This is a genomic window from Winslowiella toletana, from assembly GCF_017875465.1.
Taxonomy (GTDB): domain Bacteria; phylum Pseudomonadota; class Gammaproteobacteria; order Enterobacterales; family Enterobacteriaceae; genus Erwinia; species Erwinia toletana.
The window spans coordinates 1,587,764-1,604,716 of the sequence record NZ_JAGGMQ010000001.1; the positions used below are offsets into that span (position 1 = coordinate 1,587,764).

Below are 16,953 nucleotides of genomic sequence, written 5' to 3' on the forward strand. Positions count from 1 at the left end.
CGGAAAGTGATCATAATAAACAGATAATTCTGATGAACAAAGAATGCGCAACAGATTACCATTAATATTTAGAAATACAGTTTACTCAGACTAATAAAAGATTAAATATAATAAATTGCGCTTAAGATAAGCGCAGAACAAATAATAAAGCCAAATTAGTTATCATAATTAACAAAATAGCAGCATACTGTAGCGCAGAAATAAATAAGACTACAATCTCCCTTACAATCTCCTGACAGTGCGTTATTTGCATTATCCATATTTATTTAACAATAAAGATAACGCAAATTAACGCTCTGCTGGTTATTATCAGAACGATAAATCAACCACCACATTATCAGTGTAATTACCGGCTGCTGGCGTATTCTGGGTAGCCAGTACTTTGGCGGTGTAACTATAAGTGCGCGTGACGCCATCGGTGCTGGTGGTACTGGCGTTGGCGCTGCTCTGACGCTCGCTGCCCGTTGGTCCCCAGCGGTCAGTTGTGGAAGAGCCTTTATAAATCTCATAGCTAAGCATCGCGCTGCCATTGGCCATATTGCGCACATTGCCTGCCGCATGGGAGCCATTGCTTAAACCTACAGTATAGGTGCTGCCTTTGGTGCAAATTACACTGATTGACTGCGATACGGGCATAAAGCTACTGACCAGCGGCGCGCTGCCGAAGCTGACATTGGGGGCGGTGATGGTGGTGCAGTCATTGGTGACAACCATAGTGACAGTGATCGGAATAGTGCCGGATCCGTTTTGATCCTGACCGGAAAGACAGATCAATCCCCCTATCCCCAGCCCGGTACAGATACGATAGGTTACCGCGACATTTAAGGTGACGGTATAAGTGCCAGCGGCCACCGGCTGACTGGGTAACATAGTGCGCAAATAGAGCGGCAGGGCAAAGTTATAGGTGCCGCCCAGCCCGAGGTTAAGCAGCGAACTGGAGCTGTAGGTTACCGGCGTGGCGCCGATGGTCATCTCGGTTGCGCAGGTCGATACCGAACAGAGCTGCACCGGAATATTATCGCTGCCGGTATCGCCTGCGCGTTTCATAATGCCGCGCGCGCTGGCGACATTGGTGGCGGATCCCAGCGCCAGGGTGATGTTATTGCTGTTCAGTAAGCCGATAATCAGGCCTGAGCCGCAGTTGACGTTGGCGGTAGTGGAAGTGGAGCTGACCGCGCTACCGACCGTAAATGAAGTCACGGTGCCAAAGCTGGCGCTTGAGGCGGGCAGGGTACAGGCCGCCTGACTGCTGGCGGCAAATCCGAGGGCGATCAGCGCGATAAAGACGGATAAGAGTCGGTTCATGGTCGGTTTCCTGAAAGCGTATTGGTTTGTGGCGCGCTGGAAGCCCCCGCAGGCAGCGGCGGCAATGAGCAGATTAACGGGCCATAAGTGTTCAGCGCTTTCGGCTGGCCTCCGGCAATCGCTAAGCGGGTTTCGCAGCGGCGACCATCCGGGGTCAGCGCGGCTATCGGGTTATCCGCCGCCAGATTGTCCATCCAGACGATACCATCCCAGCCGACATATTCTGTCGCCTGGCCCGGACGCATAATCTGCGTCGAAACCGGCAGCGGCTGACCATTTTGATCGTGCAAAACCACGCTGGCCGCGCGCAGAGTTTCAATCGGGAAGTTCAGCAGATAGCCACTCTGGCGCTTCACCGCAAAACGTTGCTCAACCCGTGAAGCTGTCATATCGGCAGGCAGATCGAGGGTGTCGATATCATATTTCGCCGGATAATAGGAGCTGATGCCCGGCACCAGCAGATAGCCCTGCTTATCGGTTTTGCCCATCGACTGATTCTCATAACGTACGTTGACATCCGGGTAACCGGTTTTTACCAGCACAAAGGCATCGTTAACCGCATTGGCGGCAAAGAATCCGCCATCCATTAACACCAGCGCACCGGAGAGATCCGCCCATTCGGTGGTGTTGTCGTCGCTGCCATAGAAGCCCGCTGAGGTTTCCATCTTCTGCGTGCGCCAGTTCAGACTGCCCTGGCGGTAATCCCCTCCGGTGCTCTGATTCGCCCAGGAGGCGTCCCAGGCGATACCGCCATCACTCGGCATCGAACGTGATACCCAGGCGCGCTGGGTAGCGCCGCCCTGCTGATCGCGCTCAACACTCAGGCTGGCGTTGCCATGTTCACCAAACGGAATCATCAGCGAGATAGCGCCGGTCCAGTCCCCCTGCTGCTGATCGCGGCTGGCGGAGATATACAGGCTGCTGCTGCCCCAGATATTTTTACTCCAGGAGAGATTCCATAAACGGGTACGATCGCCTGCGCCACCGGTGATATCGATAAAGGCGGCGCCAATGCTGCCATAACGATCCAGTGAAATACTGGCGTTGTACTGTGCGCTGCGGCGACTCAGCGTATAGCTACTGCTGGCGGTGCTGCCCAGGCGATTGCCATATAGCGCCAGATCGCCGAATTCGCTGGTGCGCAGCGTATGCTGGGTGCCGACGCTAAACCAGTTGGCATTATATTGATAACCCCAGCTGTATTGGGTGCCGGTCTGGCCTGACATCTGGCTCTGCGCCACTGCGCCATTAATCACCCCCAACGGCCCCATTTTGACCTGCGCCCCGCCGCCGCCCAGCGCCAGCGATTCCGCCCCCTCGGCATGGGTTTCCAGCGTCAGCCAGTCGGTGGCGCCATAACGATATGAGCCGCTGACCGCCGCCGGGCCATAATCGAAATTGCTGATGCCATAATTTTCACGGATCGACCCGGCGGCAAAGGAGAAATCAGATAAACCGGGTTTCAGCAGATTGCTGGAAACATAGAAAGGCAGTGTGGTGGTCACCTGGCGCCCGACCGCATCGGTGGTGACAATCACCGCATTACCGGCGCCGTTAACAAACGGCATATTGGTCAGCGAGTAAGGGCCAGGCTGCACATCATTTGAGCTGTTACGGTAACCATTAATAAACAGATCAACGGTTGATGGCACCGACGCCTGACCGGCAAAGGTCGGTAACGGGTAGGTCACCAGATCCGGACGCAGCGAGAAGTCGCGGCCAATCTGCAACCCGCCAAGGCGCACGCTACTGCTCCATGACAGCGCGTCGGTCACCAGATCACCTGCGCGCCAGCTGAGCGTGTCGGCTTCATCCTGGTTGGTCCAGAAGGTGTCATAACGCAGATAACCTTCATCAAGCGTTCCGGCGCCGCCTTCCAGCTGCTGCTGCCAGGTGCCGTTGCTGACAAACTGACCCGCATCGCCAAACAGACGAAATTCATTCCATGCCGAAAGACGGGTGCCGCTGCTCTCGGTACGGCTGGCATAAAAGTCATAGTTAATCAGCGCGCCGGTACTGGTGCGTCCCGGATAGCGCGGCCCTTTCGTTTCACCATCAATGGTCTGCGCTGGCAGCCAGCCGGCAGGCACGGTTAACAGAATGCGCTGACGCTGACTGTCGTACTCCGCCTTTACTTCCGGCATCGCCGACACATCCACCTGTGGAGCGCCCAGTTTCTCCTGCGGCAGACCGGCGCGTTGCAGATCCCCGGCGCGAATCAGGTAGTGTCCATCACGAAACTCAACCGGCACAATATCGCCGTTATCGCGCCCGTTCACTACCAGACCCAGCATATATTGCTGGTTACTGGCGCCACTGGTCACCGCTGGCGGCGGCGGTAAAGCGTCATAGGTTTCCGCACTGCCGGCTGACGGAAACAGGCAACTTAACAGCGCAGTCATCAACAGCGAGTAACGTTGCGGAGGAGCCAGCGAAGAAGTGCTCATCCGTTAGCGTGAACCGGTACTGCGCCAGCTTTTATTATTCAGTTCCGCTGCCAGCTCGGAACTGGCCGAAGCCGGGAACGGCAGCGGCCAGCGATACGTAGAATTAGCCAGCACATAGCCCAGCAGACCGTCGGACAAACTACGCCCGCCAAGCGTCACTTTACTCAGACGCGCATGACCGGCGCCACGATTGGTCATCTCAAGGAAAGGTTTGCCCTGCTGACGGACAATCTGCCAGCTTAGTTGCGGTCTGGCGCTGTCCGCGTCAAGGCCGTTGCCGTAGACAAATAACGGTACCGAATAGCGCATCTGGAAATTCAGCCCGGCCTGATTATCTCCCGGCTGCTGCGGCGTGGGAATCTCATCGAGTAGCACGCGATAAGCCGCCTCTTGTCCGGTTGGCGGTGCGGTCTGCTTAATCAGACGTACCAGCTGTTTCTGCCCCGGCTCAATGCGCACCAGCGGTGGACTGGCCACCAGCTGTTGCTGGGTCTGATACTGCTCCTGTCCATTGACCTGCGCCCAGCTAAACACGCGTACCTGCATCAGGGTGGTGCTGGCGCCACGATTCTCCAGCCATAACTCAGTCGCTTTCTCGTCGCCGACGATTTTAGGATCGATGGGCCAAATCAGCACCGAGTTACCTGCGTGGGCAACAGTGGCAAACAGGGATGCCAGAAAAAGCAGTGCGGCGCGGATATTCATGCCTGATGTCCTTATAAAGAGAAGTAAAGCATTACCAGCTCAGGGTAATGGTCAGCGTGTCAGTGTAATTTCCGGCTCGGTTGACACCGTTGAGTTGCAGCAGGCCATAAATCGGTAAGGTGATGTTATTAGCATTGCTGTAGCTCAACGCGACGTTCTGATTGACCGGGATTTCACTGGCAGCGCTGTGGCTGGAGCTGGTAAAAATTTTGTAGCCGACAACATTACTGAAGTTCGCCAGTTTCAGGTTACGGGTCGTGGAGTAGTTGCTGCCGCCATTAATGCTCATATTCAGGGTGGTGCCAGGGGTGCAGGCCAGGGTGAAAGTGGAGCTCTGTACATAGCTGGCGCTGACGCTGCTGGTTTCGACACCGGATCGTGTGCCGAAATCAAGTGCGCCAAATACGCCGGTGTTAGTACTGGAAACCACGCAGCCCGCCACAATCGATGCGGCGACCTGAAAGGTCTGCGTCGGCAATGACTGTGCACTGCTGACATACAGCATCAGCAACATGCACAGCGGCCGTACGCAGACCGCGATAATCCATGGCTTCCCCGGCACTGTGACCTCCCTGCCAGCCCCGATCAGTAGTTCACAGCGACATTAATGGTATCAGTGTAAGTCCCTGCGGGAATGGCGGCATTCTGACCACCACCGGTGACACGACCATAAACCGGGAAGTTAGTGCCCAGTACCGGGTCAGGCGTGCCACTGGAGACCAGATCGGCGTTGTTGGCAATTGAGGTGGCGAACCCAGCATCACTATAGAGGGTATAGGCGATGCCCTGAGTAGCATCACTGCCGAGCACCAGGTAACGCGGTGCGCTGGTTACGGTGCCATACACCGTACCTGGCGCCGGATTACTGCTGGTGATACGCACATTGAAAGTCTGACCGGTGGTACAGCGCACATTGATGCCATTGCCTGCTGAACCCGGCGCCACCAGGGTAGCATTGAGGGTGTCAAAGGTGGCGGCGCTGCTACCGAAGTCTAAAGTACCGAAGTTAACCCCGGTCGTTGCAGTCCCGCCATTGACCAGACAACCCGTTGTCAGCGTCAGGGTGGCGTTCATTGTTCCCGTTGTGGTGGCGGCAAAGCCTGAAGAGGCAACACCGAGGCTCAGGCCACAGCCCACCAGAAAAAGCTTTATTTTCATAACCATTCCTTACAGATAAGAGTGATTTGTGTGCTTTCCAGTCTGGTGAGCAATCAGCAACAAGAAATAAAAAAACGTAATGTTTTCGCTCTGAATGGCGATATTAAGAGTTTCTCTGCGTGCGACCCCAAGGTTTGCATTTATCATCACACATCAGATTTATTTACTATAGAACAGGCTGGTAGTAATCGTCAGCGCAAAGTCAAAAATTATACTTAAGTTTTATTTTCAGGCTGATTAATGATTTACCCGCGTGACAAATCAAGGCTTACGCTGCGCTTACAAAGATAATGTCGACAGGATCTATCCGAATTTTGGTTCGGATGGTATTTTTAGGGAATATCAAACGATATTAATTAACTTAATAAATTATATGGGTATTCATCGTCAGCGATGAGCGCCACGTGACTCAGACTTTCCTTAGATGAAAAATAACTCGCGCAGCAGTTAATACGTAGTGCTGGCGGCATAATTCTGAGCACGACATAACAATAATTTTTATATAACCGACCAGCATCTCTGGCGGTGTTCTTGGCCACACGAGGAATGAGTCATGCTCGTCACCAGTTGGGATCCTGTACTGATCGCCGTTTCCTTTTTCGTTGCATTTATCGCCTCATTTACTGCACTTGATATCGCTGGACGGGTGGCGATATCACAGGGACGCGCCGCGCTTTACTGGCTACTGGGTGGTGGCACCGCCATGGGCATCGGCATCTGGGCGATGCATTTTATCGGTATGCTGGCGATGATGCTGCCAATGGAGATGCATTACGATTTGGCGCTGACCGGCGCTTCACTGATTAGCGCCATCGTCGCTTCAATACTGGCGCTATGGCAGGTGTGCCGCAGTGAGCTGACGCCAGCCCGCCTGATGCGCGGATCGCTGCTGCTCGCGTCTGGCGTGGCAGCGATGCACTTTATCGGCATGCTGGCGCTGATGATCACGCCGGCCATTCAGTGGCGACCGGGGCTGGTCGCGCTGTCGCTGGTTATCGCGCTGCTGGCTTCCGGCAGCGCGATGTGGCTGGCTTTTCATCTGCGACGCGGCGAGCGTGGGCTGCTGGCGCGTCGCGCGCTGGCGTCGATCATTTTAGGCATTGCGGTTGCGGGTATGCACTACACCGGCATGGCTGCCGCGCAGTTCGCCGATGGCAGTGAGATGTTCACCACCGGCGTCAGCGAGCATGGTCTGGCGGTGTGGGTCACCGCCATCACCCTTGCCATCCTTGGCATTACCCTGCTGGTATCGATGCTGGAGGCGCAAATACGCACCTCGCGCTTAACCGCCCGCCTGGCGCACGCCAACCACGAGCTGGAGCAGCTCGCCACCCATGATCCGCTGACCCAATTGCCAAACCGCATTCAGCTGGAAAAGCGGCTCGATCTGGCAATCAGACAGGCCACGCAGCGTAATTCGCACTTTGCCCTGATGCTGATGGATATCGATGGTTTTAAAGCCGTCAATGATGCTTACGGCCACCATGTTGGCGATCGGCTGCTGACCTGTGTGGCAGAACGGCTGTTAAGCCGGCTCAATGTCCGCCATACGCTGGCCCGACTGGGCGGTGATGAGTTTGTTCTGCTGCTGGAGGACGCCGGGGCCGATGATGCCGCGCAGCTTGCCGCCACGCTGGTCAGGGCCATCGAAGAACCGTTTATAATGGCGCGCTACCATGTATCGGTATCACTCAGCATTGGTATCGCGCTGTTTCCCAATGATGGCATTGAACAACACGACCTGATGCTGAATGCCGATATGGCGATGTACCACACCAAACACAGTGGGCGTAACGGCTGGCACTTCTTTGAACCGTCGATGGGCACCCTCTCGCAACATCAGCTGCAACTGGCCAACGATCTGTGGACCGCCCTCGAGCATGATGAGCTGCGCCTGTTCTACCAGCCGAAGTTCTCTGCCGCCGATGGCGCCCTGCTGGGCTTTGAAGCGCTGCTACGCTGGCAGCACCCGCAACATGGTCTGCTGACGCCAGAGATGTTTCTGCCGCGGGCGGAAAAAACCGGATTTATTATTTCGATCGGCAACTGGGTGATTAATGAAGCCTGTCGTCAGCTGCAAAGCTGGCGCCAGCAGGGGCATCAGCAGTGGACGGTATCAGTCAACTTATCGGAATTACAGTTTGCCCAGCGCGAGCTGATATTTACCGTCCAGCATGCGCTGCAGCACTATCAGCTGCCGGCGTCGTCACTGATGCTGGAAGTCACTGAAGCGATCGCGATGCGCGATCCGGAATTCAGTCAGCATATTATTGCGGCGCTGGCGGAACTGGGTATCAGGATATCGATCGATAATTTTGGCATTGGCTACGCCAACCTGCTGCATCTGCAACGGCTGGCGGCAAGTGAACTAAAAATCGACCGCACATTTATCAATAAACTCAAACTGGGCAGCGACGACAGCACCATTATCACCGCGATGGTGGCGATGGCGCAGCGCCTTAACTTACGCATTGTGGCCGAAGGAGTTGAGACCCTTGAGCAGCAACAGCTGTTAACCGGTCTGGGATTTGATACTTTGCAGGGTTATTTATTAGGTAAACCGATGCCTGCCGATCAGGTGGGCGAACTGCAGTTTATCAGTGAGGCTGCGCCACCTCCTGATGTCGACAGCCAGCAACCGCTGGCCTCCGCCTGAAGTTAAAGCATTTACCAAAAAAACTGCTCAGTGGCATCGGTGATTTTCATCGAAGTCGGCTGAAGTGATAGCGGTGATCTGCCGATATTTCAACCTGAAAATTATTAAAAATATTGTCTTATAATACGATTAACTCTCTGCAGCCAGCTTGCTGGTTCACCGCACCTGGAAATACTTATGCTTGTTAGCTCTTACGATCAGGTTATGGTCATCGTCTCGTTTATTGTCGCGATCCTGGCCTCCTATACCGCTCTGGATATGGCCGGGCGCGTCGGCGGCAACAGTGGTAAAACCGCGATTATCTGGCTGCTCGGTGGTGGTTTCGCCATGGGGATAGGCATCTGGTCAATGCATTTTATCGGCATGCTGGCGATGAGTTTACCGATGGTGATGAGCTATAACGCCTCACTGACTGCGCTGTCGATGGTTATCGCCATTGCCGCGTCGATATTTGCCCTGTGGATTGTTTGCTATGGCGAGCTGCCGCTGCTGCGGTTGTGCATCGGTGCCGTAGTGATGGGCAGCGGCGTTGCCGCCATGCACTACACCGGCATGGCCGCACTGATGTTTCAGCCGGGTATTGTCTGGAACTGGGGCTGGGTGGCCTGCTCGGTATTAATTGCACTCGGCGCTTCCGGCGCAGCGCTGTGGCTGGCGTTTAATCTGCGTAAACACAGCGCTCATACCGGCTGGTTACGCGCTGGCGCCGCCATGATTATGGGTATCGCCATTGCCGGTATGCACTATACCGGAATGGCTGCCGCCAACTTTCCGCAAGGCAGTCACACCACGCATTATGGCGTGAACAGCAACTGGCTGGCGATTCTGGTGATGGTGGTGACGCTGGCGATCCTCGGTATCACTCTGCTGGTATCGATGCTGGATGCGCGTATGCAGGCGCGTACTTCCATTCTCGCCTCCTCACTGGCGGAAGCCAATCGCGAACTGGCGCAGCTGGCGCTGCATGATAATCTGACCCGTCTGCCCAACCGTATCCTGCTGGAAGATCGTCTCGATCAGGCGATTAATAAAGCTACCCGCGAAAAATCGCAGTTTGCGCTGATGTTTATGGATCTTGATGGCTTTAAAGCGGTCAACGATGCCTTTGGTCACCATATTGGCGACAACCTGCTGATTGCCGTCACCGAACGTATGACAGCCAATATGACCGGCCACTTTACGCTCGCACGCCTTGGCGGTGATGAGTTTGTGCTGTTAATCGAGATTGATGATCCCAATGATGCCGCCGCCGTCGCCGATATGCTGGTGAAAGCCGTTGATCGACCGTTTGAGATCTCGCGTTACGAACTGGTGGTATCACTGAGTATTGGCATCGCCGTATTTCCGGGCGACGGCGTCGATGAACGCGAGCTGCTATTTAATGCTGATGCGGCGATGTATCACACCAAAAATAATGGCCGTAACGGCTACAACTTCTTCCAGCCATCGATGAACAGCATTGCGCAAAATCAGCTGCAGCTGATTAACGATCTGTGGCTGGCGCTGGAGCATCAGCAACTACGGCTGTTTTATCAGCCAAAATACTGCGCGCCCCACGGCCCGATTATTGGCTTTGAAGCGCTGCTGCGCTGGCAGCATCCGGAGCGCGGCCTGCTGACGCCGGACGTCTTCCTGCCGCTGGCGGAAAAAACCGGCATCATCGTCAATATTGGCAACTGGGTGATTGACGAAGCCTGTCGTCAGCTGCGGGTCTGGCATCTGCAGGGACATCCGCACTGGTCGGTGGCAGTTAACCTGTCAGCGTTGCAATTTGAACAGAACAACCTGGTGGAAACGGTGGTTAATGCGCTGGAAAATCATCAGATACCGGCGGATTTACTGACGCTGGAAGTCACCGAAACCACCGCCATGCGGGATCCGGATGAGAGCGTGCGTATTCTGACCGAATTAACCCAGCTGGGGGTAAAGGCATCGATTGACGATTTTGGCACCGGTTACTCCAGTCTGCTCTATCTGAAGCGCTTACCAGCCAGTGAACTGAAAATCGACCGCGCCTTTGTGAATGAATTACAGGCTGATACCGAAGATGCCACTATCGTCTCGGCGATTGTCGCGCTGGCGCAATCACTCAATCTGAAGGTGGTGGCTGAAGGGGTGGAAACCACCGCACAGCAGGAATTTCTGACCGGGCTGGGTTGCAATACGCTACAGGGATATCTGCTGGGTCGTCCCATTTCTCCGGAGAAAGTGACGGAGCTGAGAAATTATGTCGGTGGCGAGGAAGAGACAAAATAGGGATGTGCGGGAGCTGATATCAGCTCCCGTATCGGCGTTACTTACTGACGGTTTCCATACCCATCAAACCAATCTTCAGATAGCCAGCCTGACGCAGTGAATCCATTACGCCCATCAGGGTTTCGTAATCGACGCTTTTATCCGCCTGGAAGAAAATAGTGGTGTCTTTTTTCCCTTCGGTCTGCGCTTCAAGCACCGCAACCAGGTTACTGGTGCTGACGGCTTCATTGCCGATAAACAGCTGCTTATCCGCTTTAATCGACAGATAGACCGGTTTTTCCGGACGCGGTTGTGGCGCACTGGTTGACGCAGGCAGATTAACGCGGACATCCACTGTCGCCAGCGGCGCGGCAACCATAAATATGATCAGCAGCACCAGCATCACGTCGATAAACGGCGTGACGTTGATCTCATGCATTTCACCGTTGCTGTCGAGATCTTCGTTTAATCGCATGGCCATAATGCTTAACCCACCCGCAGCTTGTGCGCCGCGGCGCTGCGATGCGTATCGGCACTATTGGCCAGATCCAGATCGCGGCTCTGCAACAGCAATACCTGCGCCGCCACATCGCCCAGCGAGGCTTTGTAGTTTGCAATCATGCGGGCAAAGACGTTGTAAATCACCACCGCCGGGATCGCCGCCACCAGACCAATCGCGGTCGCCAGCAGCGCTTCAGCGATACCTGGCGCAACCACCGCCAGATTGGTGGTCTGGGTTTTCGCAATGCCGATAAAGCTGTTCATAATGCCCCAGACAGTACCGAACAGACCGACGAACGGCGCGATGGCGCCGATGGTGGCAAGATAACCATTACCACGGCCGGCATGTCGGCTAAAGGCCGCCACACGACGCTCCAGGCGGAAGCCGGTGCGCTCTTTAATGCCGTCGTTATCATCTGAACCGGCAGAGAGTTCCAGTTCGTTCAGCGCTTCATGAATCAGCTGAGTACTGAGACTGCCCGCTTTAAAACTTTTGCTGTTTTCCGTTGCTTCATTCAACGAACGCACGCTCGCCAGCGCCTGCTGCTCACGCTTCAGACGGCGTTTCGCTGACAGCAGTTCGACGCTCTTACTGAAGAAGATCGCCCAGGTGATGACGGATGCCAACAACAGTCCAATCATTACCGCTTTTACTACGATGTCGGCATGTTCATACATACCCCAAACAGAGAGATCTGTTTGCATCAGATTATTGGTCACCACGCTGTGTCTCCAACCTCGATTAACAACATCAATAAATCAAGCGCGGATCATATCAAATTAGCGCTGAATTGATAGTAGTTCTCATTACTATTTACATTTTACTGGCGTTTTTCAGCGCCCGTATTGTTTAAAAGCAAGACCAGCTTAACTCTGAACATCCAACCGCCATCACATTTATGAAATGATGTTTTATTAATTAGCGAATGACATTTCAAAATATTACAAAACTGTGAGTCGCTTCACCGCGGCTGATGATTTTTACCGCTACTTTTTTAGCCACTTAGTATGACAATGACCTGACCTCTGGAGCCTGAGATGAATTTAACCCGAACTGTACTCAGCTTGTGTTTGTTGACTGCCTCATTCCCTGCGCTGCAAGCCGCTACCCTCCGTGCCGCCGACGTCCACCCCAAAGGTTATCCCAACGTAGTGGCGGTAGAACATATGGGTCAGAAGCTGGCGCAAGCCACCGATGATCGCCTTGAAATTAAAGTGTTTCCCAGCGGCGTAATGGGGGATGAAAAACAGATGATCGAGCAGGCGCAGCTGGGTGCAATCGATATTATTCGTGTCTCGATGGCGCCGGTGGCGGCGATTCTGCCAGAGATCGAAGTCTTTACCCTGCCCTATGTGTTCCGTGATGAAGATCATCTGCATAAGGTGCTGGATGGCCAAATCGGCCAGCAGATTGGCGATAAAATTACTAATAACCCCGCTTCAAAGCTGGTGTTTCTTGGCTGGATGGATGGCGGAACGCGCAATCTGATCACCAAACAACCGGTACTGAAAGCTGACGATCTGCGCGGGATGAAAATCCGCGTGCAGGGCAGTCCGGTAGCGATTGATACGTTAAAAGCGATGGGCGCCAATGCGGTGCCGATGGGCGTCAGTGAAGTGTTTAGCGGCATGCAGACCGGGGTGATTGACGGTACGGAAAACAATCCACCGACTTTTGTCGCCCATAACTATCTGCCGGTAGTTAAAAATTACACCCTGAGCGGCCACTTTATTATTCCGGAGCTGTTTCTCTATTCAAAAGTGAAATGGGACAAGCTGAGCAAGGAAGATCAGCAGCTGATTATCAAACTGGCGAAAGAGGCGCAGGCGGAGCAGCGCCAGCTATGGGCGACCTACAATCAGCAGTCGATTGATAAAATGAAAGCCGGTGGCGTGCAGTTCCATGACATCGATAAAACCCCCTATATCGCCGCCACTAAACCGGTGCGCGATAAATATGCCGCGCAACATCAGCAGCTGATGCAAGCCATCGCTGACGTTCAATAATCAGGAGCCAATCATGGCCAATAAATGTCACAGCCTGATGGATGGGATCTATCTGGCGGCAATGGTGCTTTCCGGCGCCGCGCTGCTGGTAATGACGCTGGTGGTGCCCTTTGCCATTTTTATGCGCTACGTGCTGAACGACGGCTCGCCATGGCCGGAACCGCTGGCGATTATGTGTATGGTGACCTTTACCTTTATCGGCGCGGCGGTGAGCTATCGTGCCGGTTCGCATATTGCCGTATCAATGCTGACGGACCGGCTGCCGGAAAACCTGCGCCTGCTGGCGTCACGCGTCGCCGATCTGCTGATGCTGGTGATTTCGCTGTTTATTCTCTGGTACAGCAGCCAGCTCTGTCTGCAACTGTGGGGCCAGCCGATCGCGGAATTCCCGCTGTTAAGCGCCGGGCAGAGCTATCTGCCGGTGCCGATCGGCGCCGCGCTGACGCTGCTGTTTGTGCTGGAACGTCTGGCGTTTGGTTCGCAGGAACATCGTCCGGTTGTCATTATGGGTAATACCTGAGGGTTCACCATGGATGCTTTTGTACTGCTTTTTAGCTTAGCTGTATTGCTGGCGGTCGGCATGCCGGTCGCCTATGCGGTGGGACTCAGCGCGCTGGTCGGCGCCTGGTGGATCGATCTGCCGCTGGAAGCGCTGATGATTCAGATGACCAGCGGCGTAAATAAATTCTCGTTGCTGGCGATCCCCTTCTTTATTCTCGCCGGAGCGATTATGGCCGAAGGCGGTATTGCGCGACGGCTGGTGAATTTCGCCTATGTGTTTGTCGGCTTTATCCGCGGCGGCCTGTCGCTGGTGAATATTGTCGCCTCCACCTTTTTTGGCGCCATTTCCGGCTCTTCGGTGGCTGATACCGCCTCGATTGGATCGGTAATGATCCCGCAGATGGAGGAGAAAGGCTATCCGCGCGATTACGCCGCCGCAGTGACTGCCAGTGGATCGGTGCAGGCGATCCTGATCCCGCCGAGCCATAACGCGGTGATCTATTCGCTGGCGGCGGGCGGCACGGTGTCGATTGCCGCGCTGTTTGTGGCTGGCGTGCTGCCGGGTCTGCTGCTGGGGATCACCCTGATGGTGATGTGCATCGCCTTTGCCCATCGCCGCAACTACCCGAAGGGCGAGCGTATTCCCTTTAAACAGGCGCTAAAAATTCTGCTCGATGCGCTCTGGGGCCTGATGACAGTGGTGATTATCCTCGGCGGGATTCTCAGCGGGGTGTTTACCGCTACCGAGTCCGCGGCGATTGCCTGCCTGTGGTCCTTTTTCGTCACCATGTTTATCTATCGCGACTATAAATGGCATGAACTGCCGAAACTGATGTGCCGCACGGTGAAAACCGTCACCATTGTGATGGTATTGATCGGCTTTGCCGCCGCCTTTGGCGCCGTAATGACCTGGATGCAACTACCGGATCGCATCACCGACTTCTTCACCAGCATCTCCGATAATAAGTATGTGATCCTGATGTGCATTAATATCATGCTGCTGCTGATTGGCACTCTGATGGATATGGCGCCAATTATTCTGATATTAACCCCGGTGCTGCTGCCGGTGACCAACGCGCTTGGCATCGATCCGGTGCATTTTGGCATGATTATGATGGTCAATCTGGGGATCGGCCTGATTACACCGCCGGTCGGTTCGGTGCTGTTTGTCGCCAGTGCGGTCAGCAAGCAGAAGATTGAACAGGTCGTCAGCGCGATGCTGCCGTTCTATGGCGCGCTGCTGTTTATTCTGTTGCTGATTACCTATGTGCCGGCCATCTCGCTGTGGCTGCCACGACTGGCTGGCGTGATGACTGGCTAAAGGAGCGCCCGGGCCTGCCGGGCGTGATGCTGTTATTAATATTCCGTCTAAACCCGTGGTGGTTAATCGTGTTAAGTTATTTCTTTCTTATCGATTTAGCAGGGCCGCTTTGGTATGACGACGAAGAAAATTGAGACCACACTGATCAGTGCTGGTCGGGCAAAAAAATTCACTCAGGGTTCGGTTAACAGCGTTATTCAGCGCGCCTCTTCACTGGTTTTTGACACCGTGGCCGATAAAAAACGCGCCGCCGCCGGACGCGCCAGCGGCGAGCTGTTTTATGGCCGTCGCGGCACCCTGACCCACTTTTCATTACAGGAAGCGATGACCGAGCTGGAAGGCGGCGCGGGCTGCGCGCTCTATCCATGCGGTGCGGCGGCGGTAGCCAATGCGATTCTCGCCTTTGTCGCCGCGGGCGATAATATCCTGATGAGCGGCTCGGTGTATGAACCGACGCAGGACTTCTGCACGAAAATCCTTAGCAAAATGAATGTCTCCACCAGCTGGTTCGATCACAGCAGCGGCGCGGAAATTGCCGATCTGGTGCAGCCGAATACCAAAGTGGTGTTCCTTGAATCACCGGCGTCGATCACCATGGAAGTGCAGGATGTTCCGGCGATTGTCGCCGCGGTGCGCAGTAAAGCGCCGGATGCGGTGATTATGCTGGATAACACCTGGGGAGCTGGCATTCTGTTCCGCGCCCTCGATTTTGGCGTGGATATCTCAATTCAGGCCGGGACGAAATATCTGATCGGTCACTCTGACGCCATGATTGGTACTGCCGTGGCCAATGAGCGCTGCTGGGCGCAGCTGCGGGAAAATTCCTATCTGATGGGTCAGATGGTGGATGCCGATACCGCCTATATGGCCAGCCGTGGCTTGCGCACGCTGGCTGTCCGTCTGCGTCAGCATGAAGAGAGCGGCCTCCGCATCGCCAGCTGGCTGGCGGAACGTGAGGAAGTGGCGGTGGTTAATCATCCGGCGCTGCCGCAGTGCAAAGGGCATCAGTTCTGGCAACGTGATTTTAGCGGCAGCAGCGGCCTGTTCTCCTTTGTGCTGAAAGAGAAATTAACCGCGCAGCAGCTGGCTGATTACCTCGATCATTTTGAGCATTTCAGCATGGCCTACTCCTGGGGTGGCTATGAGTCGCTGATTCTGGCCAACCAGCCGGAGGAGCTGGCGGAAATCCGTCCTGTCGCCGGTGTCGACTTTAGCGGTACACTGGTGCGCGTCCATATCGGCCTGGAAAATGTTGATGACTTAATCGACGACCTGGCCGCCGGATTTGCCCGACTGACGCAATAACCACAAAACAGGCGCAGGCTGCGGTGAGAAATGTTAATTAAAGCTCAACCAACCCGCACCTTCGCGCCATAGATCAAGATGTCGCTTGCCTTTTGCGGTTACAATTATTGATAACCGCAGCAAACAGGATGAAACATGGGTGTGTTACATGAGATTGTGCAGGCGCTTTGGCATCAGGATTTTGCTGCGCTGGCCAATCCGGATGTGGTGTGGATTGTCTATGGAGTGATGTTTATTACTCTGTTTCTGGAAAATGGCTTGCTGCCCGCCTCCTTCTTACCCGGCGACAGCCTGCTGCTGCTGGCTGGCGCAATGGTGGCCAAAGGGGTGATGGACTTTATCCCGACCATGGTGATCCTGACCACCGCCGCCAGTCTCGGCTGCTGGTTAAGCTATTTACAGGGCCGCTGGCTCGGTAATACCCAGCTGGTGAAAAGCTGGCTGTTGCATCTGCCCGCGCAATATCATCAGCGCGCCTGGCATATGTTTAATCGTCACGGCTTAATGGCGCTGCTGGTAGGACGTTTTCTCGCTTTTGTGCGTACATTGTTACCGACAATGGCCGGTATTTCGGGGCTGAAAAACGGTCGTTTTCAGTTCTTTAACTGGCTGAGTGGCTTGCTGTGGGTGACGATTGTCGTGGCGTTTGGCTATGGCATCAGCCAGGTGCCGTTTATTAAACGTCATGAAGATCAGATGATGGCGGTGCTGATGATTCTGCCGGTTGCGCTGCTGTTTATCGGTCTGACCGGCAGCATTGTGATGGTGTGGAAACACAAAAAGAACAAGCAGCGGGCCTGAACATGTCAGGC

At 54.6% G+C, this 16,953-nt stretch carries 14 protein-coding genes; 7 read left to right on the forward strand and 7 right to left on the reverse strand.

The genetic code is table 11. From position 1 onward, the window contains the following. Positions 1-309: 309 nt before the first annotated feature. The 5 genes from J2125_RS07395 to J2125_RS07415 form a co-directional block, all read right to left on the reverse strand. On the reverse strand, positions 310-1,305 hold the full coding sequence (locus tag J2125_RS07395; RefSeq protein WP_017801201.1) for a Csu type fimbrial protein: 996 nt from the start codon (positions 1,303-1,305) through the stop codon (positions 310-312). Then, positions 1,302-3,752: a fimbria/pilus outer membrane usher protein gene (locus J2125_RS07400; RefSeq protein ID WP_017801202.1), complete on the reverse strand. Its 2,451-nt coding sequence runs from the start codon at positions 3,750-3,752 to the stop codon at positions 1,302-1,304. Before J2125_RS07400 ends, J2125_RS07395 begins: the two co-directional genes overlap by 4 nt. Before the next feature lie 3 nt (positions 3,753-3,755). Further along, positions 3,756-4,457, reverse strand: coding sequence for a fimbrial biogenesis chaperone (locus J2125_RS07405; protein ID WP_017801203.1), 702 nt, complete (start codon positions 4,455-4,457; stop codon positions 3,756-3,758). 31 nt (positions 4,458-4,488) lie between these two features. Then, the gene (locus J2125_RS07410) at positions 4,489-4,971 is read right to left on the reverse strand and encodes a Csu type fimbrial protein (RefSeq protein ID WP_051050841.1); all 483 of its coding nucleotides are present in this window, start codon (positions 4,969-4,971) and stop codon (positions 4,489-4,491) included. A gap of 71 nt (positions 4,972-5,042) precedes the next feature. Then, positions 5,043-5,615: a Csu type fimbrial protein gene (locus J2125_RS07415; protein WP_017801205.1), complete on the reverse strand. Its 573-nt coding sequence runs from the start codon at positions 5,613-5,615 to the stop codon at positions 5,043-5,045. A gap of 553 nt (positions 5,616-6,168) precedes the next feature. Here J2125_RS07415 and J2125_RS07420 point away from each other — a divergent pair. Then, a complete protein-coding gene (locus J2125_RS07420; protein ID WP_017801206.1) occupies positions 6,169-8,271 on the forward strand; it encodes a putative bifunctional diguanylate cyclase/phosphodiesterase in 2,103 nt (700 codons plus the stop codon). Positions 8,272-8,448: 177 nt separating this feature from the next. Then, positions 8,449-10,527: a putative bifunctional diguanylate cyclase/phosphodiesterase gene (locus tag J2125_RS07425; protein WP_017801207.1), complete on the forward strand. Its 2,079-nt coding sequence runs from the start codon at positions 8,449-8,451 to the stop codon at positions 10,525-10,527. A gap of 37 nt (positions 10,528-10,564) precedes the next feature. On the opposite strand, the gene exbD is transcribed toward J2125_RS07425, so the two are convergent. Next, positions 10,565-10,987 carry a TonB system transport protein ExbD gene (gene exbD, locus J2125_RS07430; protein ID WP_026111710.1) on the reverse strand — a complete coding sequence of 141 codons (423 nt, stop codon included), beginning with the start codon at positions 10,985-10,987 and terminating at the stop codon, positions 10,565-10,567. Between the two features lie 5 nt (positions 10,988-10,992). After that, positions 10,993-11,727, reverse strand: a complete 735-nt coding sequence (exbB, locus tag J2125_RS07435) for a tol-pal system-associated acyl-CoA thioesterase (RefSeq protein WP_026111711.1) — start codon at positions 11,725-11,727, stop codon at positions 10,993-10,995. Positions 11,728-12,045: 318 nt separating this feature from the next. Here exbB and J2125_RS07440 point away from each other — a divergent pair, with 318 nt between their 5' ends. The 5 genes from J2125_RS07440 (at position 12,046) to J2125_RS07460 (ending at position 16,942) form a co-directional block, all read left to right on the forward strand. Then, the gene (locus tag J2125_RS07440) at positions 12,046-13,014 is read left to right on the forward strand and encodes a TRAP transporter substrate-binding protein (protein WP_026111712.1); all 969 of its coding nucleotides are present in this window, start codon (positions 12,046-12,048) and stop codon (positions 13,012-13,014) included. Positions 13,015-13,027: 13 nt separating this feature from the next. Further along, positions 13,028-13,534: a TRAP transporter small permease gene (locus J2125_RS07445; RefSeq protein WP_017801211.1), complete on the forward strand. Its 507-nt coding sequence runs from the start codon at positions 13,028-13,030 to the stop codon at positions 13,532-13,534. Between the two features lie 9 nt (positions 13,535-13,543). Continuing rightward, positions 13,544-14,836 (forward strand): TRAP transporter large permease, encoded by a 1,293-nt coding sequence (locus tag J2125_RS07450; RefSeq protein ID WP_017801212.1) that lies wholly within the window; start codon positions 13,544-13,546, stop codon positions 14,834-14,836. 114 nt (positions 14,837-14,950) lie between these two features. After that, entirely contained in the window at positions 14,951-16,141 is a 1,191-nt protein-coding gene (metC, locus tag J2125_RS07455) for a cystathionine beta-lyase (protein ID WP_209499480.1), read from the forward strand. A 135-nt stretch (positions 16,142-16,276) separates the two neighbouring features. After that, the gene (locus J2125_RS07460) at positions 16,277-16,942 is read left to right on the forward strand and encodes a DedA family protein (protein WP_017801214.1); all 666 of its coding nucleotides are present in this window, start codon (positions 16,277-16,279) and stop codon (positions 16,940-16,942) included. Positions 16,943-16,953: the final 11 nt, after the last annotated feature.